The organism is Janibacter sp. Y6 (assembly GCF_040900765.1).
GTDB lineage: Bacteria > Actinomycetota > Actinomycetes > Actinomycetales > Dermatophilaceae > Marihabitans > Marihabitans melonis.
The window spans coordinates 1,032,628-1,052,944 of the sequence record NZ_JAKLYZ010000001.1 but is presented as its reverse complement, the minus strand read 5'-3'; the positions used below and the strand labels follow the sequence as shown (position 1 = coordinate 1,052,944).

General features: G+C 72.9%; 20 protein-coding genes. 14 read left to right on the top strand and 6 right to left on the bottom strand.

What is annotated here, in order from left to right:
- The 4 genes from L6241_RS04870 to L6241_RS04855 all read left to right on the top strand — a co-directional run.
- The coding region (locus L6241_RS04870) for an integrase core domain-containing protein (RefSeq protein WP_368245115.1) at positions 1–377 on the top strand (377 nt) is incomplete at its 5' end.
- A gap of 89 nt (positions 378–466) precedes the next feature.
- Positions 467–1,870: an NAD(P)/FAD-dependent oxidoreductase gene (locus tag L6241_RS04865; RefSeq protein WP_368245114.1), complete on the top strand. Its 1,404-nt coding sequence runs from the start codon at positions 467–469 to the stop codon at positions 1,868–1,870.
- A gap of 54 nt (positions 1,871–1,924) precedes the next feature.
- A complete protein-coding gene (locus L6241_RS04860) occupies positions 1,925–3,223 on the top strand; it encodes a M16 family metallopeptidase (RefSeq protein ID WP_368245113.1) in 1,299 nt (432 codons plus the stop codon).
- The gene (locus tag L6241_RS04855; RefSeq protein WP_368245112.1) at positions 3,220–4,614 is read left to right on the top strand and encodes a M16 family metallopeptidase; all 1,395 of its coding nucleotides are present in this window, start codon (positions 3,220–3,222) and stop codon (positions 4,612–4,614) included. Before L6241_RS04860 ends, L6241_RS04855 begins: the two co-directional genes overlap by 4 nt.
- Positions 4,615–4,684: 70 nt before the next feature.
- Here the strand turns inward: L6241_RS04855 and L6241_RS04850 are convergent, their stop codons facing one another.
- Genes L6241_RS04850 through L6241_RS04835 form a run of 4 tightly spaced genes read right to left on the bottom strand, consistent with a single transcriptional unit; the run spans position 4,685 to position 8,403 of the window.
- Positions 4,685–5,482: an inositol monophosphatase family protein gene (locus tag L6241_RS04850; protein WP_368245111.1), complete on the bottom strand. Its 798-nt coding sequence runs from the start codon at positions 5,480–5,482 to the stop codon at positions 4,685–4,687.
- Between the two features lie 43 nt (positions 5,483–5,525).
- Positions 5,526–6,599 carry a ribosome small subunit-dependent GTPase A gene (gene rsgA, locus L6241_RS04845; RefSeq protein WP_368245110.1) on the bottom strand — a complete coding sequence of 358 codons (1,074 nt, stop codon included), beginning with the start codon at positions 6,597–6,599 and terminating at the stop codon, positions 5,526–5,528.
- Positions 6,599–7,894, bottom strand: a complete 1,296-nt coding sequence (gene aroA / locus L6241_RS04840) for a 3-phosphoshikimate 1-carboxyvinyltransferase (protein WP_368245108.1) — start codon at positions 7,892–7,894, stop codon at positions 6,599–6,601. Before aroA ends, rsgA begins: the two co-directional genes overlap by 1 nt.
- Before the next feature lie 5 nt (positions 7,895–7,899).
- Positions 7,900–8,403 carry a DoxX family membrane protein gene (locus L6241_RS04835; RefSeq protein ID WP_068277524.1) on the bottom strand — a complete coding sequence of 168 codons (504 nt, stop codon included), beginning with the start codon at positions 8,401–8,403 and terminating at the stop codon, positions 7,900–7,902.
- Positions 8,404–8,493: 90 nt separating this feature from the next.
- Here L6241_RS04835 and L6241_RS04830 point away from each other — a divergent pair, with 90 nt between their 5' ends.
- Together L6241_RS04830 and L6241_RS04825 are read left to right on the top strand one after the other, a co-directional pair.
- The gene (locus L6241_RS04830) at positions 8,494–9,336 is read left to right on the top strand and encodes an SOS response-associated peptidase (RefSeq protein WP_368245107.1); all 843 of its coding nucleotides are present in this window, start codon (positions 8,494–8,496) and stop codon (positions 9,334–9,336) included.
- Positions 9,333–9,971: an alpha/beta family hydrolase gene (locus tag L6241_RS04825; RefSeq protein WP_368245105.1), complete on the top strand. Its 639-nt coding sequence runs from the start codon at positions 9,333–9,335 to the stop codon at positions 9,969–9,971. Before L6241_RS04830 ends, L6241_RS04825 begins: the two co-directional genes overlap by 4 nt.
- On the opposite strand, the gene L6241_RS04820 is transcribed toward L6241_RS04825, so the two are convergent.
- Entirely contained in the window at positions 9,952–11,241 is a 1,290-nt protein-coding gene (locus L6241_RS04820) for a PucR family transcriptional regulator (RefSeq protein ID WP_368245104.1), read from the bottom strand. The genes L6241_RS04825 and L6241_RS04820 overlap by 20 nt on opposite strands.
- A 100-nt stretch (positions 11,242–11,341) precedes the next feature.
- On the opposite strand from L6241_RS04820, the gene L6241_RS04815 reads away from it, so the two are divergent.
- Together L6241_RS04815 and L6241_RS04810 are read left to right on the top strand one after the other, a co-directional pair.
- The gene (locus tag L6241_RS04815) at positions 11,342–12,469 is read left to right on the top strand and encodes a ferredoxin reductase (RefSeq protein WP_123092115.1); all 1,128 of its coding nucleotides are present in this window, start codon (positions 11,342–11,344) and stop codon (positions 12,467–12,469) included.
- The gene (locus L6241_RS04810) at positions 12,466–13,707 is read left to right on the top strand and encodes a fatty acid desaturase (protein ID WP_368245103.1); all 1,242 of its coding nucleotides are present in this window, start codon (positions 12,466–12,468) and stop codon (positions 13,705–13,707) included. Before L6241_RS04815 ends, L6241_RS04810 begins: the two co-directional genes overlap by 4 nt.
- A gap of 209 nt (positions 13,708–13,916) precedes the next feature.
- Here L6241_RS04810 and L6241_RS04805 read toward each other — a convergent pair whose 3' ends face one another.
- Positions 13,917–14,786: a hypothetical protein gene (locus L6241_RS04805; protein WP_368245102.1), complete on the bottom strand. Its 870-nt coding sequence runs from the start codon at positions 14,784–14,786 to the stop codon at positions 13,917–13,919.
- A 299-nt stretch (positions 14,787–15,085) separates the two neighbouring features.
- Between L6241_RS04805 and L6241_RS04800 the strand changes: the two genes are divergently transcribed.
- The 6 genes from L6241_RS04800 to L6241_RS04775 all read left to right on the top strand — a co-directional run bounded on the left by L6241_RS04800 (position 15,086) and on the right by L6241_RS04775 (position 20,309).
- Positions 15,086–15,763: a sigma-70 family RNA polymerase sigma factor gene (locus L6241_RS04800; protein WP_368245153.1), complete on the top strand. Its 678-nt coding sequence runs from the start codon at positions 15,086–15,088 to the stop codon at positions 15,761–15,763.
- The gene (gene rsrA, locus L6241_RS04795; RefSeq protein WP_123092112.1) at positions 15,760–16,059 is read left to right on the top strand and encodes a mycothiol system anti-sigma-R factor; all 300 of its coding nucleotides are present in this window, start codon (positions 15,760–15,762) and stop codon (positions 16,057–16,059) included. Before L6241_RS04800 ends, rsrA begins: the two co-directional genes overlap by 4 nt.
- A 4-nt stretch (positions 16,060–16,063) precedes the next feature.
- Entirely contained in the window at positions 16,064–17,083 is a 1,020-nt protein-coding gene (galE, locus tag L6241_RS04790) for a UDP-glucose 4-epimerase GalE (RefSeq protein ID WP_368245101.1), read from the top strand.
- Positions 17,084–17,438: 355 nt separating this feature from the next.
- On the top strand, positions 17,439–17,576 hold the full coding sequence (locus L6241_RS04785; protein ID WP_191565054.1) for a hypothetical protein: 138 nt from the start codon (positions 17,439–17,441) through the stop codon (positions 17,574–17,576).
- 19 nt (positions 17,577–17,595) lie between these two features.
- A complete protein-coding gene (locus tag L6241_RS04780) occupies positions 17,596–18,981 on the top strand; it encodes an HD-GYP domain-containing protein (RefSeq protein ID WP_368245099.1) in 1,386 nt (461 codons plus the stop codon).
- Positions 18,978–20,309, top strand: a complete 1,332-nt coding sequence (locus L6241_RS04775; RefSeq protein ID WP_368245098.1) for an HD-GYP domain-containing protein — start codon at positions 18,978–18,980, stop codon at positions 20,307–20,309. The genes L6241_RS04780 and L6241_RS04775 overlap by 4 nt, the downstream gene beginning before the upstream one ends.
- Positions 20,310–20,317: the final 8 nt, after the last annotated feature.

Below are 20,317 nucleotides of genomic sequence, written 5' to 3'. Positions count from 1 at the left end.
CCGACGAGAAGGGCCCCACCTGCGCCGCGTTCATCCTGCGCGCCGCCGAACACTTCGCCACCTACGGCATCACCGCCATCGAGCGGGTCATCACCGACAACCACTTCAGCTACCGCAAGAGCAACGACGTCAAGGACGCGATGACCACCCTGGGCGCCCGGCACAAGTTCATCCGCCCGCACTGCCCCTGGCAGAACGGGAAGGTCGAGAGGTTCAACCGCACCCTGGCCACCGAATGGGCCTACCGGCAGGTCTTCACCAGCAACACCGACCGCGCAGCCGCCCTTGCACCCTGGCTCGAGCAGTACAACACTCGACGACGCCACACCGCTCTGGGCGGACTCCCACCCATCAGCCGCCTGTCACCAACGTCGTGACCGAGTACAACTAGCCGCCCGACCGAAGGGTGGACAGCGAGGAGCCGCCGTTTCGTCGCCAGGAGAGGGAGGCGGGCACAATGGATGGGGTGAACGCACGTACTGGCCGGCACCGTGTCGTCATCATCGGATCGGGCTTCGGCGGTCTCTTCACCGCCAAGGCGCTCGCTCGCGCCGATGTCGACGTCACCCTCGTCTCGCGCACCTCCCACCACCTCTTCCAGCCGCTGCTCTACCAGGTGGCGACGGGCATCCTCTCCGAGGGTGACATCGCCCCGACGACGCGTGACGTGCTCGCCCACCAGGCCAACGTCGAGGTGCTGCTCGGCGACGTGCACGCGATCGACGTCGAGGCCCGCACGGTGACCCACCGCGCGGTCGGTCGCGACACGACCACGCCCTACGACAGCCTCGTCATCGCCGCCGGCGCCGGACAGTCCTACTTCAGCAACGACCACTACGCGCGGCACGCGCCGGGCATGAAGGACATCGACAACGCGCTCGAGCTGCGCGGTCGGATCTTCGGGGCCTTCGAGCTCGCCGAGCTCGCCGACGACCCCGCCGAGCGCGAGCGGCTGCTCACCTTCGTCATCGTCGGCGCCGGCCCGACCGGGGTCGAGATGGCCGGTCAGATCGCCGAGGTCTCGCAGCGCACGCTCAAGCGCGAGTTCCGCCGGATCGACCCGCACGACGCCCGCGTCGTGCTCCTCGACGCGGCGCCGAAGGTGCTGCCGACCTTCGGGGACCGCCTCTCGGAGAAGGCGCGCACCAGCCTCATCAAGCGCGGCATCGACGTCCAGCTCGGCGCGAAGGTCGTCGACGTCGACGAGACCGGCATCGAGGTCGAGGATGAGGGCGGCGAGCGTCGACGCATCGACGCGATGACGAAGGTGTGGGCCGCCGGCGTCGCCGGGTCGCCCCTCGGCCGGATGGTCGCCGAGCAGACCGGTGCCGAGGTCGACCGCGCGGGCCGCGTGCACGTCGAGGACGACCTCACCGTGCCGGGTCATCCCGAGATCTTCGTCATCGGCGACATGGTCAACCTCAAGGGCTACCCGGGCGTCGCCCAGCTCGCGATCCAGGGCGGGCGCTACGCGGCCGACCAGATCGTGCGGCGTCTCGAGGGCAAGGCGCCGGCCGGCCCCTTCGTCTACCGCGACAAGGGCTCGATGGCGACGATCTCGAAGTTCTCCGCCGTCGCCTCCGTCGGCAAGATCAACTTCAGCGGATTCATCGCGTGGATGGCGTGGCTCGCCGTGCACCTCATGGCGATGGTCGGCTTCAAGACGCGCGTGTCGACGTTGCTCAACTGGTTCATCACCTTCTTCGGCGACAGCCGCGGCGAGCGCGTCATGACGATGCAGCAGGTCTTCGCGCGCAACGCGATGGACGACCTCGGGCACGAGGCGGCCTACCCGCGCATGCCGCGCGTCGGCGAGGAACGGGACGACCGCGACGGCCGCGCCGAGGGCGGGGCCGGCTCGGCCGCCTGAGCCCGGCCCGTCCTGGCGGGCGGGTGGCCCAGGGGCGGCGTCTAGGGTGACGCCATGCCCCTGGACTACCCGATCGAGACGAGGACGCTCGGCAACGGGCTGCGCGTCGTCGTCCAGCCCGACCACACGAGCCCGACCGTCACCGTCAACCTCTGGGTGGGGGTCGGCAGCCGTCACGAGGCGCCCGGCCGCACCGGCTTCGCGCACCTCTTCGAGCACCTGATGTTCCAGGGCAGCGCTCACGTCGCCGAGGGCGAGCACTTCCAGGCGCTCATGGGCGTCGGCGGGCGGCTCAACGCGACGACGTGGTTCGACCGCACGAACTACTTCGAGACGGTGCCGACGGGGGCGCTCGAGCTCGCGCTGTGGCTCGAGGGCGACCGGCACGCCGCGCTCCTGGCCGCCGTGACGCAGGAGGCGCTGGACAACCAGCGCGACGTCGTCAAGGAGGAGAAGCGCCAGCGCTACGACAACCAGCCCTACGGGCAGGCGATGACGACGGTGTACGAGACGGTCTTCCCGCAGGGTCACCCCTACCACCACCCGACGATCGGGTCGATGGAGGACCTCGACGCCGCCTCGCTCGAGGACGTCCACGCGTTCTTCCGGGCTCACTACGCTCCGGACAACACGGTGCTCACGCTGTGCGGCGACGTCACGCCCGAGCGCGGCTTCGAGCTCGCGCAGCGATACCTCGGGTGGGTCGAGCACCACGCCGAGCCGCGAAGGGAGCCCCTCGCCCAGCTCGAGCCGCTCACCTCTCCCGTGCGCCACGAGATCACCGAGGCCGAGGTGCCCAACGACCGGCTGCACCTCGCCTTCCGGCTGCCGGCCGAGTCGGGGCGGTCGCGGCGGGACTTCCTCGCGTGCTCCGTCGCGCTCGACTGCCTCGCGGGCCTGAGCTTCTCGCCGCTGGAGCAGCAGCTCGTGCGCGAGCAGGGCAGCGCCAACCACGTGCAGTCGACGGCGATGGGCTTCGTCGACGGGGTGAGCCTCGGGCTCGTCGTCGCCGACATCGCCGACGGCGCCTCCCTCGACGAGGTCGAGACGAGCATCTGCGAGGAGCTCGAGCGCTTCGCGCAGGAGGGGCCGACCGCTGCGCAGATGGACGCCGTGCTGGCCCAGACGGAGCGGGCGTGGCTCTCCGCGCTCGCCGCGAAGGACGAGCGGGCCGACATCATCTGCCACTACACCTCGCTGCACGACGACCCCGAGCACATCAACACCTTCCTCGACGAGGCAGCGGCGATCACCGCCGAGGAGGTGCGCGTGGCAGCGGCCCGGTGGTTGCGACCGCAGGCGCGCGCCGTCGTCGCCTACCGCACGAGCGCCGGCACGGAGGTGGCCGCATGAGCACCGAGCAGACGAGCACCGAGCACAGCACCGAGCAGCCGACCGCCCAGCCGGGGCGGCCCGAGGTCGCGGCCGCGGGGGAGTGGACCTTCCCCGAGCCGCGCGTGCGCGAGCTGCCCAACGGCCTCACCGCGCTCGTCCTCGACGTGCCCGGTCAGTACGTGACATCCGTGCGCCTCACCCTGCCGCTCCCCCTTCGCGCCGAGCCGCGCGAGCTCGAGGGCGTCGCGTGGGTCATGGCCGGGCTGCTCGACGAGGGAACCCAGCAGCACGACCAGCGCGAGCTCTCCGAGATGCTCGAGCGGCTCGGGGTCGGGATCGGCGCGGGCATGAGCGAGGGCTCGCTCGGGGTCGACCTCGACGTGCCGCAGCGTCATCTCGGCGAGGCGCTCACCCTTATGACCGAGATCGTGCGTGAGCCGGCCTTCGCGCCCGGCGAGGTCACCCGGGCGGTGCGCACGCGGCTGCAGGACATCGAGCAGGAGCGCGCCTCGGCGCCGCACCGTGCGATGCGCCAGCTGGCTGCGACGTACTACGACCCGCAGACCCGGGCCAGCCGCCCCGGCGCGGGGTCGGCGCAGAGCGTCGCCGCGATCACCCGTGACGACGTCGTCGCCTTCCACCGCGAGCACGTCCACCCCCACGGCGGCACCGTCGTCGTCGCCGGGGACCTCATCGAAGTCGACGTCGACGGCCTGCTCGAGGCCAGCCTCGGCTCGTGGACGACGCCGGGCCCGGCGCAGGAGTGGGAGCGCGCGCCCGCCCCGCGGGCGCAGGACGGCGCCCGGGTCGTGCTCGTCGACCGCCCCGGCTCGGTGCAGTCCGAGCTCATCCTCGCGACGTCCGGCCCGGACCGCCGGGCGCCGCGGTGGCCGGCCTTCCCGGTGCTCGGCTACGTCATCGGCGGCGCCCCGAACGCCCGGATCGACGCGGTCCTGCGCGAGGAGAAGGGCTACACCTATGGCATCCGCAGCGGCTTCCGCCCGCGCCAGGTCGGCGGCACCTTCGTCGTCTCCGGGTCGGTGCGCGCGGACGCGACGGTCGACTCCCTTCGCCTCCTCGACGAGATCCTGCGCGGCGTCGCCGACGGGGTGACCCCGGTCGAGGCGACATCGGGAGTCGACTTCATGACCCTCACCGCGCCGGGGCGGTACGCGACCGCCGACGCGCTCGCCGACGAGCTGGCCCACCTCGCGGCCGACGGGCTCCCGCTCACCTTCACCTCCGACACGGTCGCCGCGATGCGCCGGCTCACCCCGGAGGACCTCGACGTCGCGTGGCGCGAGGACGTGGGCACCGACTGGACCGTCGTCGTCGTCGGCGACGCCTCGGCGTACCGCGACGAGGTCGAGGCGCTCGGCATCGGTCCCGTGAGCGTCGTCCCCGCCTGACGCCCCCTACCCCTCCGGCTACCACGCAGTACTGGTCCTGATCACCACCAGTACTGCGTGGTAGCTCGCGTCAGGACTCGTCGGGGGCGAGACGGTCGAGGTAGGCGTCGTGGAGCAGGCCGTTCGTCGCCAGCGCGTTGCCGCCCCACGGGCCGTCCTCGCCCTCGAGCGAGGTGAAGCGCCCGCCGGCCTCGGTGACGATCGCGACGAGCGCCCCCATGTCGTAGAGCTCGAGCTCGGGCTCCGCGGCGGCGTCGACCGCGCCCTCGGCGAGGAGCATGTAGGACCAGAAGTCCCCGTACGCCCGCGTGCGCCACACCTCGGAGGTCAGCCGCAGGAAGGACACGCCGCGCCCGGCCTCGCGCCACCCGTCGATCGAGGAGTACGAGAAGGAGCTGTCGGCGACCTCGCCGACCTTCGAGACGTGGATCTGCTCGGCCTTGGCGAGCGAACGACCGGACCACGCGCCGGCACCCTTGGCCGCCCACCAGCGTCGGCCGAGCGCCGGGGCCGAGACCAGGCCCATGACGCACTCACCGTCCTCGACGAGCCCGATGAGCGTGGCCCACACGGGCACGCCCCGCACGTAGTTCTTCGTGCCGTCGATGGGGTCGATGACCCACTGCCGCTTGCTGTGCCCCGTCGGCTCGAACTCCTCGCCGATGACGGCGTCGCGGTTGCGGTAGCGCGAGAGCTGGGAGCGGATCGTCGCCTCGCAGTCGCGGTCGGCCTGGGTCACCGGGGTGAGGTCGGGCTTGGACTCGACGACGAGGTCGCCGGCGCGGAAGCGCCCCATGGTGATCGGCTCGACCTGGTCGGCGAGCACGTGCGCCAGGCGCAGGTCGTCTCCGTAGGGGCTGGGATCCATGCCGGTCAACGTAGCCGACGGGCGGCCCCGTCCCCGGGACCCCTCAGTCCCCGGTCTGGGGCGTGCGGGCGCGCAGCAGTCGGCGGAAGGAGTCCAGCCGCTGCTCGCCGTTGGGCCCGGCGTGCCCCTGCTCCACCCACTCGTCGAGCCCGCAGTCGGGCTCGTCGTGCGTGCACCCGCGCGGGCAGCCCTCCTCGGCGCCCTGCGACAGCTCGGGGAAGTGCCCGATGATCCGGTCGGGCTCGACGTGCGCGAGACCGAAGGAGCGGATGCCCGGGGTGTCGATGATCCACCCGGACGAAGGGGTGTCCTCGCCCTGGGCGTCGTCCGACCCGTCGAGGGGCGGCAGGCGCAGGCCGACGGCGGAGGTCGAGGTGTGGCGGCCGCGCCCGGTGACGTCGTTGACGTGACCGATGGCCCGACCGGCGTCGGGCACGAGCGCGTTGACGAGCGTGGACTTGCCGACGCCGGAGTGACCGACGAGCACGCTCATCCGGCCGGCGAGCCGCTGCTGCAGGGCGGCGAGGCCCTCGCTGCCCGGCTCGAGCACGGCGGTCGTCACGTGCGGCACGTCGAGCGGGGCGTACTGGGCGAGGAAGTCCTCGCCGCTCGCGAGGTCGGACTTCGTGAGGACGAGCAGCGGGTCCAGGCCCGCGTCGTACGCCGCGACGAGGCAGCGGTCGATGAGCCGGGGTCGCGGCTCGGGGTTGGCCAGGGCCGAGACGACGACGAGCTGGTCGGCGTTGGCGACGATCGCGCGCTCGAAGGGGTCGGTGTCGTCGGCGGTACGGCGCAGCAGCGTGCGGCGCTCCTGGATGCGCACGATCCGGGCCAGCGACCCCTCGACGCCGGAGGTGTCGCCGACCATGCCCACCTCGTCGCCGACGACGACGGGGCTGCGCCCCAGCTCGCGCGCCCGCATGGCGATGACGACCCGCTCCGGCCCGGCCGCGTCGGCAGGCACGAGGGTCGTCCACCGGCCGCGGTCGACGGCCGTGACCATGCCCACGACGGCGTCGTCGTGGGCGGGACGCTCCTTCGTGCGCGGGCGGGTGCCGCGGCGGCTGGGCCGGACGCGGACGTCGCGCTCGTCGTAGACGCGTCCCCGGCCCGGCATCAGCGCTGCCCGAGCATGTCCGACCACAGGCCGGTGAAGCTCGGCAGGGTCTTGGCCACGGTGCCGGGGTCGAGCACGACCGTGCCGGGCGCGCGCAGCGCGAGGACCGCACCGGCCATGACCATGCGGTGGTCGGCGTAGGTGCGCATCGAGTGCGCCCGCAACGGCGCCGGTCGGATGACGAGCCCGTCCTCGAGCTCCTCCACCCCGACCCCGAAGCCCTCGAGCTCGGTGCGCAGGGCGGCGAGCCGGTCGGTCTCGTGGCCGCGGATGTGGGCGACCCCGCGGATGCGGCACGGGCCGTCGGCGAGCGCCCCGAGCGCGGCGACGACGGGGGTGAGCTCGGCGGTGTCGTGCAGGTCGACGTCGAAGGCGCCGACCTGGCCGTGACCGGTGACCCGCAGGTCCTGGCCCTCGCGCACGACCTCGGCGCCCATGCCCGCGAGCAGCTCGCGGATCCGGTCGCCGGCCTGCGTCGTGTGCTGAGGCCAGTGCGGCACCCGCACCGTGCCGCCGCAGACGAGGGCCGCGGCGACGAAGGGGGCGGCGTTGGACAGGTCGGGCTCGACCGTGACGTCGAGCGGCAGCAGCTCGCCGGGCTCGACGTGCCACGTGCTCGGCTCGGAGTGTTCGACGACCGCGCCGGCGTCGCGCAGCGCCTCGACGGTCATCTCGACGTGGGGGAGGGAGGGCAGCGGGCCGCCCTCGTGCACGACGGTGATCCCCTCCTTGAAGCGGGACCCCGCGAGGAGCAGCGCCGAGACGTACTGCGAGGAGGCCGAGGCGTCCATGACGACCCGGCCGCCGCGCACCGACCCGGTGCCGTGGACGACGAAGGGCAGCGCGCCCCGGCCGTCGTCCTCGACGCGCACGCCGAGGTCGCGCAGCGCGTCGAGCACCGCCGCCATCGGGCGCACCCGCGCGTGCTCGTCGCCGTCGAAGGCCACGGGCCCGTCGCACAGCGCCGCGACCGGCGGGACGAAGCGCATGACGGTCCCGGCGAGGCCGCAGTCGACCGCACCGCCGCCGCGCAGCGCCGACGGGGTGATGATCCAGTCCGGGGCGAGGGCGCCGCGGGCGGCCGTCGCGTCCTCGACCCCGGTCCCGAGCGATCGCAGCGCCTGCGCCATGAGCTCGGTGTCGCGCGAGCGCAGCGGCGCGCGCAGCCGGGAGGTGCCGCTGGCCAGCGCGGCGAGGACGAGGTACCTGTTCGTCAGGGACTTGCTGCCGGGCAGGGCGACCCTGGCGTCGAGGGGACCGGGGCTCGCCGGTGCCGACCAGTCGGGATGATCCATGCGGGTCAGCTCAGGGCGCTCTTGGCGTTCGCGGCGGCGAGCCGGGCCTCGAGCTTGGCGGTGTGGGCGGAGCGGCCGAGGCTGTCGCCGGCCATCTTCGCGCGGTAGCCGAGACCGGGCTTGCCCTCGGTGTCGACCGCGGCGAGGAGCAGGCCGCCGGCCAGACCGAGGTTCTTGAAGAACTGGATCTGCTGCATCTGCTTGGCCTGCGGGTCGCTCTGCGCCCAGAAGTCGTGGGTGGCCGTCGTCGGGACGAGCGAGACGAGCAGGGCCAGGCTGGACAGGCGGGGGAGGCGGCCGATCGCGAGGAGGGCACCGGCACCGACCATCACGGCGCCGTTGGCGCGGATGAGGGTCTCCATGTCGTCGGTCGGCACGCCGATCTTCTTCAGGAAGGGCTTGACGTTCTCGGTCATGGGCTCGTGGCCCTGGGCGTGGCGCAGCGCACCGATGCCACCGGAGATGAAGATGGCGCTGAGCATCGGACGGGCAAGTCGTCGGACGAGCATGGTCGCTCCTGGGTCGCTGGACAGGTACGCGCCTACCGTATGACGTCTTGCGGGGCCGGTGATCCTCGCGGGGTGCCTAGGCTGACCCGCATGTGCGGGCGTTATGCGGCATCGGCCGAGATGGAGGAGGTCGTCGCTGCGCTGCAGGTCGAGCTCGACCGCACCGCGGAGCCGAGCCGCTCCGTGCTGAAGAACCCGCAGCAGCCGCCACCGGGCACCCCGGACTGGAACGTCGCGCCGACGAAGCAGGCCCGCGTCGTGCTCACCCGCGGGGTGCGCGAGGAGGACGGCACGAAGGGGGAGCCCGCCCGCCAGCTGCGCCTCATGACGTGGGGTCTCGTGCCGAGCTGGTCGAAGGACCCCTCGGTCGGCATCCGGATGATCAACGCCCGCGCCGAGACGGCGCTGGAGAAGTCGGCATACGCGAAGGCGGCGACGAGCCGGCGCTGCCTCGTGCCCGCCGACGGCTGGTACGAGTGGCAGCGCTCGCCGGTCGCCCTCGACGCGAAGGGCAAGCCGCGCAAGCAGCCCTTCTACATCCATCGCGGCGACGACGCCCCCCTCGCGCTCGCCGGGCTCTACGAGTTCTGGCGCGACCCGGGCGTCGCCGACCCCGACGACCCGGCCGCCTGGCTGACCACCTTCGCCGTCGTGACGACCACCGCCGACCCCGGGATGGACCGCATCCACGACCGCCAGCCGCTCGTCCTCGACCCGGACGTGTGGGACGACTGGCTCGACCCGCACCTCACCGACCCCGGTCACGTGCAGGAGATGCTCGACATCAGCCTGCCCGGGCGCCTCGCGGCCCACCCCGTCTCGACCGCGGTCAACGCCAGCGCGGGCAACGGCCCCGGCCTGGTCGAGCCTGTCCCGACCTCACAGCTCGTCGGTGTCGTCGACCCCGAGACCGGCGAGGTGATCGGCGGATGAGGCAGCGCACCGTCGAGACGCCCGAGGGTCCGGCGCGGGTCCACCTCGGCCCGCGCGGCGACGCGGGGTCGGTCGTGCTCACCCACGGGGCGGGCGGCGGGATCGACGCCCCCGACCTCCAGGCGATCGCGCAGGCACTGCCCTCGCTCGGGTGGACCGTCGCCCTCGTCGAGATGCCGTGGCGGGTCGCGGGCCGGCGGGTCGCCTCGCCACCCTCACGTCTCGACGCGGCCTGGGTCCCGCTGCTCGGCTCGCTCACCCGGGGCCGCTGGGCGCTGCCCCGCCCGCTCGTCGTCGGCGGCCGCAGCGCGGGCGCCCGGGTCGCGTGCCGCACGTGCGTCGCGGTCGACGCCGACGCCGTCCTCGCGCTGTCCTTCCCCCTCGTGCCGCCCGGCAAGGACCTCGGGCACAGCCGCGTCGGCGAGCTCCTCGCCCCGGTCGAGTCCGGTGTGCCGCTCGCCGTCGTGCAGGGGCGCGCCGACCCCTTCGGCGGGCCGCAGGACGTCTGCGAGGCGCTCGGCGAGCGCGTGCGCTCCGTCGTCGTCAGCGAGGTGGCGGGCACCCACAGCCTCACCGCCCCGCAGCGCGACGTCGTGCCGGCGGTGACCGCCTTCGTCAGCTCGGTCGCGCGCTGAGGGCGAGCACGAGCTCGAGCACGGCGTCGGGGTCCTGCAGCCGGTCGCCGAGCAGCTCGCGCACCTGCCCCATGCGGTAGCGCACCGTCTGCGGGTGCACATGAAGCGCCTCGGCGACGAGCTCGCGCCGCCCCTGGAGCAGCAGCCAGGCCCGCAGGGTCTCGGCGAGCCGCTCGGCGCTGCCCTCGGTGAGATCGGCGAAGGGGGCGAGCGCCGACTCGCGCAGGTCAGCGAGGGTCTCGGGGTCGGCGGCGAGGACGATCTGGGCGAGGTGCGCGTCGGTGTCGAGGACGGTGCCGCTCTCGCGGGGGAGCACCGCGGCCCGCACCGCCCGGGCGTAGGAGCGGTCGGCCTCGGTCCACGGGACGGCGGGGCCGACGACGGCGTCGCGCCCGGAGAGCACGTCGAGCAGGGCGCCGCGGGCAAGGCCGCCGGCGTCGGGCACGAGGAGGGCGGCGACCCGGTCCGGGGCGGGGAGCCCCCGCACCGGCGGCAGGTCCTCGCCGAGGGTGAGGGTGCGCGGGTCGAGCATCGCCGCGGTGTTGAGCGCGCGCTCGCCGGCGACGAGCACGACGGTGAGGGTCCGCGCCGGGGTCCACCGGGCGAGCTGCGCGGCCTCGACGAGCCGGGTCTCCGGGGCGCCGACGAGCAGGCTGCGCACGAGCCGGTCGAGGTTGACGATGCGGGCGCGCTCGGCGGTGTGCGTCTCGGCGTTGTGCCCGGCGACGCTCGCGGCCGACAGCTCGTCGATGTAGGTGAAGACGACCTCGGCGAAGCGCCCGAGCGTCGCGGCCTCGGCGCCCTGGGCGACGGCCATGCGCGAGACCTCGCGCCACGAGACCCGGGCGCCGACGCGGTAGGCCGACAGCAGGGCCTCGACCGGTCGGCCGGCGCGGGCCTCGGCACGGCCGAGCTGCTCGGCGGCCTGCACCCCGACCCCGATCGAGGTCTGCTCGCCCGCGCGCGCGCCCGACGCCGCCGACGCCGCGTCGAGGAAGGAGTCGAGCGAGGTGCGCACCGCCTGCTCGATGACCCGACCCATCCGGCCCTGGAAGGGCGCGCTGTAGGACGGGACCTCCTCGATGATCGCGGCGATGACCGACTCGGCGACCTCCGGCAGGTGGGAGCGAAGGGAGCGCGCGGTCTGCTCGTCGAGGGCGAGCTCGGCCGCTTGGGCAGCGGTCCGGGTGGCCGCGGGGGGCGGGGAGGAGGGCGTCGCGCGGGGTCGCTCGCCACTGCCCTGAGAGCGGGTCTTGGGGGTGTCCGGCACCACATCCACCTCGATCTTGTTCGCTGCGCACAACTTCTGCACGTGAAGACTACGCCGGGTGGACAGTCCCGCAGGGGGTTCGGACCGACATCATGGATGTATGACCACTGATGCCCGCCCCGACCGCGTGGCCGGCTCCCCCTTCGCCCGGTTGCGCACCTCCGCGACCCGCGTCGCCGAGGTCCTCGCCGCCCCGCTGCTGCCGACGGACTACCTCGACATGGTCGCGCCGCTGCGCGCCGGCGCCGAGCTGCGCGCCCGCGTCGTCGCCATCACCCCCGAGACCGCGGACGCCGCGACGATCACCCTGCGCCCCGGTCGCGACTGGGCCGGCCACCGCGCCGGTCAGTACATCCGCCTCGGCATCGACATCGACGGGGTGCGCCGCTGGCGCGCCTACTCGATCACCTCGCCGGCCGACCGCACCGACGGGCTCATCACCATCACCGTCAAGGCGATGGCCGACGGTCTCGTCAGCCGTCACCTCGTGCACGACGCCCGCCCCGGCACCCTCGTCATGCTCGACCAGGCCAGCGGCGACTTCGTCCTGCCCGAGGTGCTCCCGGAGCGCCTCCTCTTCGTCACCGGCGGCTCCGGCATCACCCCCGTCATGGGCATGCTGCGCAGCCACGACCTGTCGGGCACCGACGTCGTGCTGCTGCACAGCGCGCCGACGCCGGCCGACGTCATCTTCGCCGCCGAGCTGGCCGCCGAGCGCCCCGGCGTGCGGGTCGTCGTCCGGCACACCGACGACGAGGGCATGCTCTCGCCGCAGATGCTCGACGACGTCGTGCCCGACTGGCGCGAGCGGCAGGCCTGGGCCTGCGGCCCGACGCCGATGCTCGACGCCTTCGAGGAGCACTTCGCCGGCCACGGCCTCACCGAGGCCATGCACGTCGAGCGCTTCCGCCCCGTCCTCGCCGTGACCGGCGACGGGGGCTCGGTGACGATGCTCGACACGGCCCGGCCGACGGCGAGCCCGACCTTCGAGGTCGACGGCGCCACGACCATCCTCGACGCCGCCGAGGACGCCGGCGTCCTCATGCCCAGCGGGTGCCGGATGGGCATCTGCATGGGCTGCGTCCTGCCCCTGACCGACGGCGCCGTGCGCGACCTGCGCACCGGCATCGTCACCGAGACCACGACCGACGACCCGCCCGTGAAGGTGCAGACCTGCATCTCGGCCGCCGCGGGCGCCTGCACGATCCAGCAGAAGGAGCGAGCATGACTGCCACCCTGGAGCGCACCCCCACCCGCACCGACGCCCGCATCACCGGCGGCCGGTCGGAGGAGATCCACACCGTCGTCAACGCGACGCCGAGCCCCATCTCGCACCTGAGCCCCGAGCAGATCGAGGAGCTCGGCCGCGAGCTCGACGAGATCCGCCGCGAGGCGATGGACTCGCTCGGCGAGCGCGAGGCCGCCTACATCCGCAAGATCATCGCGACCCAGCGCTACCTCGAGATCGGCAGCCGCGGCGTCCTGCTCTTCTCCGGCAACCCGATCGCCTGGGTCGTCGGCACCGCCGGCCTGTCCGTCGCCAAGATCCTCGACAACATGGAGATCGGGCACAACATCATGCACGGCCAGTGGGACTGGATGCGTGACCCGAAGATCCACTCGAGCGTGTGGGAATGGGACAACGTCTCGCCCTCGGAGCACTGGAAGCACAGCCACAACGAGGTCCACCACACGTACACGAACGTCGTGGGCAAGGACAACGACCTCGGCTACGGGATCATGCGCGTCGACGACGCCCAGAAGTGGTACCCGATCTACCTCGCGCAGCCGCTGCTCAACGCCGTCAACGCGACCTTCTTCGAGTACGGCATCGCCGCCTACGACCTCGAGCTCGGCAAGAACTGGAAGGGCCGCAAGTCCAACCCGGAGTTCCAGCGGGACGCGAAGGTCGTCGTCAACAAGATCAAGAAGCTCGCCGCGCGCGACTACGTGCTGTGGCCGCTGCTGTCGGGCCCGAACTTCCTGCCGACCCTCGCCGCGAACGTCGTCTCCAACGTCGTGCGCAACTACTGGACGCACAGCGTCATCATGTGCGGGCACTTCCCGTCGGGCGTCGAGACCTTCACGAAGACCTCGATCGACGGCGAGACCCGCGGCGAGTGGTACCTGCGTCAGATGCTCGGCTCGGCCAACATCAGCGGTGGCCGCGCGATGCACGTCATGACCGGCTACCTCAGCCACCAGGTCGAGCACCACCTCTTCCCGGACATGCCGAGCATCAAGCTCGCCGAGGTCCAGCCGAAGGTGCGCGCCCTCTTCGATAAGTACGACCTCACCTACGTCGAGGGCAGCCTGCCCCGCCAGGTCGCCTCCGCGTGGTCGGAGATCTTCCGCCTCTCGCGCCCGAACGCCACGAGCTCGGCGCAGACCCTGAAGATCCTCGCCACCCAGGGGATGAAGGGCCTGAAGAAGCGCGCCCGCGCCACCCGGCACATCTACGCCTGACCCGACCCGCCCCCTTCGGGCTCGGTCCCCCCAGCCCGCCACCTCCGGGCCCGGGTCCCCCCCTCCCCCCCAGCCCCGCCGAGGTATGGCAATCGGCCCTGATCCAGCGTGGATCAGGGCCGATTGCCATACCTCGGCGAGGGGCGAAGGGGGAGCGCGAGGGGCGAAGGGGGAGCGCGGTCGGCCGTGAGGCGTCGGCGCGATCGGCCTCAGAGCAGGTGCGCCGCGAGACGGCGGACGAGCTGCTCTCGCCGCGCCGGGTCGACGAGGTGGATGTAGGTCATCTCGACATAGGTCCACCCGTGGTCCTCGAGGCGCGCACGGCGGTCTCGCTCGTACTGCCACGCGGTGCGATCCGTGCGGTGCTGGTCGCCGTCGTACTCCCCGACGACCTTCTGGGCGCGCCAGGTGAAGTCGGGGGTGGCGAGCCAGACGCCGACGTCGTCGACGATCTCGACGTTGAGCTCCGGCTCCGGCAGCCCCGCGTCGTGGAAGACGAGCCGGGCCCGCGACTCGGTAGGTGACGCGGACCTCGCGCGGAGCAGGGGCAGCAGCTCGCGCATGGTCCGCACGCCGCGGCAGCCGCGAAGGTCGCTGACGAGCTCGCGCAGGTGCTCGTCACCGTGCTCGCGCACCAGGACGTCGCCGGCGGCGACGAGGGCTGCCCTGGACCAGCTGGCGGCCAGGTCGCACCACGTGTCGACGACCGTCGTCACCGGCAGGCCCTCGACCTCGGCGATGTCACGAGTGCCGATGCCCTTGTGCGAGAGGACTCCTCGCCGCACGACGGGGGGCCGGTGGATCGGTCGGATCACGTGCACCGAGGGGTCGAGCGCCGCGCTGCGAGCCGGGAGGGGCAGGCCCCAGAGCTCGGCCGCGGTGTCGTGCGAGAAGGCGACATCCGGTGGCAGGACCGAGCGCAGGAGCCGCAGCCGCTCGGGCAGCGTGAGCTCGACCCCGCGTCGCACCCGGATCCCGGAGGACGGGATGTCGAAGCCGGAGCGGAAGGCGCCCGTGCGCTCCTGCGCTCGCGCGTGCTCGAGGGTGAAGGCGTCGCCGAGGGCGACCGGGAGGTCCATGGCTCGGTTCTCCCCCTTCGCCCGCCCCCGCGCGAGGCGGGCCCGCCCGCCTGTGGACCGAGGACCCGGCCGCAGCGCCCCTGTGGATCGCCGAGGTATGGAGATCTGTCGGGATCCGCAGGTGTCAGCGGACCGATTGCCATACCTCGGCGAAGGGGGAGCGGGGTGCGCGCGGGCGGGGGAATGCCGGGTGGGGGAGGGATGTTGAGATGAGCGACCCTGTCCCGACTGCGAGAGGCCACCACGTGCTCGTGCTGCCCGCCGTCGACCGCACCAGCGCCCCGCTAGGCTGGAGCGCGATGACCAAGCCGATCACCCCACCGCTCAGCGACGAGGAGCAGGCTGCCGCCGATGCCGGCGTCGACGTCTCGTCCGAGTCGCCCGAGGAGCGTCGAGCCCGCTTCGAGCGCGAGGCCATGCCCCTGCTCGACCAGCTCTACTCCGCGGCCATGCGCACGACGCGCAACCCGACCGACGCCGAGGACCTCGTCCAGGAGACGTACGCGAAGGCCTACGCGGCCTTCCACCAGTACCGTCCGGGCACCAACCTCAAGGCGTGGATGTACCGCATCCTCACCAACACCTACATCAACACGTACCGCAAGAAGCAGCGCGAGCCCAAGCAGTCGAGCAGTCCCGAGGTCGAGGACTACCAGCTGCACCAGGCCGAGTCGCACACGAGCCGTGGGCTGCGCAGCGCGGAGGTCGAGGCGCTCGACCACATGCCCGACACCGAGGTGACGCGGGCGCTGCAGGACCTGCCGGACGACTTCCGCATGGCGGTCTACCTCGCCGACGTCGAGGGCTTCGCCTACAAGGAGATCGCCGAGATCATGGGCACGCCCATCGGCACCGTGATGTCGCGCCTGCACCGCGGGCGCCGTCTGCTGCGCGAGAAGCTCGCCGACTACGCGCGCGACCGAGGGATCGGTGGCGCGGCCCAGGAGACCGCCGGACGCGAAGGGGGGACGTCATGAGCGAGCACGCCGAGGACCATGTCGACTGCTCCGAGACGATGTACCGGATCATGGAGTACCTCGACGGCGAGATGACCGAGGCCGACCACGAGCGGATCGCCGAGCACCTGCGCGGGTGCCAGCCCTGCCTCGACGAGCACGACCTCGAGCGCATGGTCAAGGCGCTCGTCAAGCGCTCGTGCGGTCGCGAGCAGGCGCCGGCGGCGCTGCGGACGACGATCATGCAGTCCTTCAGCACCTACTCCGTCGACGGCGGGGTCGTGCAGGAGTACACCGAGATCCGCTACGACGGCTGAGCGGATGCGCGTCCTCGTCACCGGCGGCGCCGGCTACATCGGCTCGCACACCGTCCTCTCGCTCCTCGCGGCCGGGCACGAGCCCGTCGTCGTCGACAGCTTCGTCAACTCTAAGCCGACGGTGGTCGCCCGGCTCGAGGAGCTCTCGGGCGCGGCGATCACCGTGCACGGCTTCGACCTGCGCGACGAGGACAAGACCGCCCAGCTCTTCGCCGACGAGCACTTCGACGCGGTGATCCACTTCGCCGGGCTCAAGGCCGTGGGGGAGTCCACCGAGCAGCCGCTCGAGTACTACGGCAACAACATCGGCTCGACCTTCTCGCTCGTGCGGGCGATGGCGCGGCACGACGTGCGCCGCCTCGTCTTCTCGTCCTCGGCGACGGTGTACGGCGAGGGCGCTCCCGTCCCGATGACGGAGGAGCTGCCGACCTCGGCGACCAACCCGTACGGGTGGACGAAGGTCATGCAGGAGCAGATCCTCACCGACGTCGCCGCCGCCTCGCCGGGCTTCCAGGTCGCGCTGCTGCGCTACTTCAACCCGGTCGGCGCGCACGTGTCGGGTCGCATCGGCGAGGACCCGCAGGGCATCCCGAACAACCTCATGCCCTTCATCTCCCAGGTCGCCGTCGGCCGCCGCGAGCGGCTCGCCGTCTTCGGCGACGACTACCCGACGGCCGACGGCACCGCCGAGCGCGACTACATCCACGTCGTCGACCTCGCCGAGGGTCACGTCGCGGCGCTCGACCACCTCGCCGAGCACCCCGAGATCGGTGCGCGCGCGTGGAACCTCGGCACCGGCCAGGGCACCTCGGTGCTGCAGATGGTCGACGCCTTCGAGCGGGCGAGCGGTGCGCAGGTGCCCTACGACATCGCGCCCCGGCGTGCGGGCGACCTCGCCGTCGTCTACGCCGCCACCGAGCGCGCCGAGCGCGAGCTCGGCTGGCGCGTCACTCGCACCATCGAGGACATGTGCGCGGACACGTGGCGCTGGCAGTCGGCCAACCCCGAGGGCTTCCCCGGCTGAGCCGGCTCGAGCAGAGCCCGGGCATGACGAAAGGGGGCGCCCCACCAGGTGGTGGGGCGCCCCCTTCGTCGTCCCCTGCAGGGACGGGCCGGTCAGGCGTTGGGCTTGCGACCGTGGTTCGCGGCCTTGCCCTTGCGGGACCGACGCTTGCGCGCGCGCTTGCTCATGGGGGACCTCCTCCGTCGTGCCGGACGGGACGCATCCGGTTTGGTGATTTCTTCAACTATCCCATACGGATTCATGACCCGCTGTGGCAAGATTACCGTGCGGACACGAGACCAGCGCACGCCACAGTTGCGCGGCTACGGCCCGCCCCCGGTCCCCTCCCGGGTTATCTCGAAAGTGTGGTGTGATCATGAAGCGCACTGTTGTCGCCTTCGCGCTGGCTGTCGCGGCGCTCATCGGTGGCGTCGCCGCCGCCTCGGCTGCCTCGGCCGACGGCTCGACCTCTGCCGGCCCGAAGATCGTCCGCGGGTTCGACTGGGGCGGCTGACAAGTAGACCCGCGAACACATGACGACGTCAGGTGCGCGCGGGACCACGACATACCTCGCGCTGCTGGCTGCTGCCAGCAGCGCGAGCGTCGTCCTGGCGGCGTTGATCTGGGGGTTGCCGGAGCGGCTGGGTGCCGTGGTGCCGCTCCTCATCATCTCCTTCGCCGCTCGGGCCACCCCGACGCTGCCGGTCCGGCACGTGTCGATCCAGCTGCACTCCGTGGTGCTGCTCGCCTCGGTGCAGCTCGTCGGACCGGTCGGCGCCGTGCTCGTCCATGCCGCGTCCTCCGCCTGGATGTACCGGCGCAACCTCAACCTCCTGCTCTTCAACGTCTCCTGGCCGGTCCTCGGCGTCTTCGTCGGGTCCGGGCTCGCCACGACGGTCCTGCCCGAGACGCTGTCCTCGGGGTCGTCACCGGCTGAGATCGCCCTCGGCGCGGCCCTGCTCGCGCTCGGCGTCGGGCTGACCAACCTGCTGAGCCTGGCGGGGATCCTGCGGATCACCGAGGGCACCCCGGTGAGCACGATCATCTCGGGGCTCTCGCCCCAGATCGCCCCGGCCTACCTCGGCTACGGCGTCACCGCCTACCTCCTCGTCCTGCTGTGGGACCCCGTCGGTCTGGGCTGGTTCGCGGTCGTCCTGCTCCTGCCGACCTTCCTGCTTGCCCAGTGGGGCCTGCTGCAGTACACGCGCGAGCACCAGCTCTACGAGACGATGCTCCAGGGCCTCGTCGAGGCCCTCGACATCCGCGCCCCGGGCGCGCGCGCCGACGCCGAGCTGTGCGCCCGCGTCGCGACGGCCGTCGCCGAGGAGCTCTCGCTCTCGTACTCCGAGGTCGAGGCGGTGCGCTCGTCGGGTGCCCTGCACGACATCGGTCTGCTCTCACTCGACCGCGCACGCCTGCTCGAGGAGCAGGTCGCGGCGCGCGACCTCGACACCCTCGTGCGCCACCCCGACGTCGCCGCCGAGATGCTCCACGGCGTGCGCCCGCTGCGCTCGGCCGTGCCCGCCGTCCTCGCCCACCACGAGCTGTGGGACGGCGGCGGCTACCCCTACGGCAGGTCCGGCGGCGACATCCCGCTCGAGGCGCGCATAGTCACCGTCGCCGACACCTGGGTCAGCCTCGTCCAGCCGCACGTCGGCGACGCGCTGAGCACGACCGAGGCGCTGCGCCGGTGCGCCGAGAGGTCGGGCCGCAGCCTCGACCCCTACTGCGTCGAGGCGCTCACCACGGTCGCCGAGCGCCACCCCTCCGTCCTCCAGCCGACGCGCGAGGGCGGGTCCCGCCCGGCTCCCGTCGACGACGACGAGCTGCACCTCATCACCCGGTCGTGGTCCGTCGTCGAGCAGGCCGATCCCGAGATGACCCGGTGGGTCGCCGCGAGCGCGAGGAAGCGCCGATGAGCGCGCCGAGCACCCACCCGTCGATCGGCCCGAGCCGACCCGGCGGTCGCGAGCGACGGCTGCGCCCGCCCCGCGCCCTCATGGTCGTCGGCCCCCGCATCGTCCTGGCCACCGCCGCCCTCGTCCTCGGCGTCGCCCTGCTCCTCGACCCGCCCGGGCTGTCCTTCCCCACGTGGTTCGTCCTCATCACCGGGACGAGCATCGTCCTCGGCGAGGTCATGCCGAGCCTCGCGGTCTCGCGGCACGCCGCCCCGATCTCGACCGCCGCGGCGGTCGCTCTGGCCATGACCCCGGCGGTGACGCCCGGCGGCTTCGCCTCCGCCGCACGGGTCATCGCGATCCTCGGGGTCTTCTTCCTCGCCAGCCAGGTCATCGCGTGGCTCCTCGGCCGCCCGGTGCAGCTCGGCCCGGCGGCCGCACGCTTCCTCGGCGCGGCGGCCACGACGGTCGCCTGCCGGGGGATCTCCACGCAGGACCGCGGCACCCTGCTCCAGTGGGCCTGGGGCGGTGACCTGTCGAGCCCGGCCACGGCGACCCTGCTGCTGCTGTGCGCGCTCCTCGGCTGGCTCGTCGAGCGCACCGCCCAGGTGCTCGTCCAGGTGGGCTCGCGCGAGGTCGGCGCCCCTGGCGCCCAGCGCGCGCTCCTCCTCGACTCGGTGACCTCGGGCGCGGTGGCCGCCTCGGGGCCGCTCATCGCCGTGAGCTACCCGGTGCTCGGGCTGGTCGCCCTGCCGCTGTACGTCCTGCCGGTCACGCTCGTGCTGCTCTCGCAGCGGCGCTACCTCGCGGTGCAGCGCGCCCAGGGCGAGGCGCTCGTCGTGCTCTCGCGCATCCCGGCGATCGCCGCGGGCGGCCGCCCCGGGCACCCGCAGCGGGTCGCCGACCTCTCCGTCGAGGTCGGCCGCCGCCTCGGCCTCACCGAGCGCAGCCTGCACTCGGTCGAGCGCGCGGCGCTGCTCCACGACATCGGCCAGGTGGGTCTGGAGGTGCCGCTCGAGCACGGCATGACGATCGACGCGTCGCCGCAGTCGCTCGAGACCGTCATCGAGTCCTCGCGCCGGATCGCCCGGACCGCGCTCGACACCCCCGGTCTCGAGGAGGTCCTCGCCGCCGTCCACGAGCCCTACCGCCAGCAGCTCGAGATCGGCCGCGAGCTGCCCGTCGAGGCCCGCATCATCAAGGTCGTCAACGCCTACGACGACCTCACCGAGGGTGCGCACGGCCAGCGCGTCGTCCACCTCGCCCTCGAGCGGCTCCACCTCGGGCTGGGCTACGAGTACGACCCGGAGGTCGTCGAGGCGCTCGACGAGGTCGTCTCTCAGGGCTGAACGCCCAC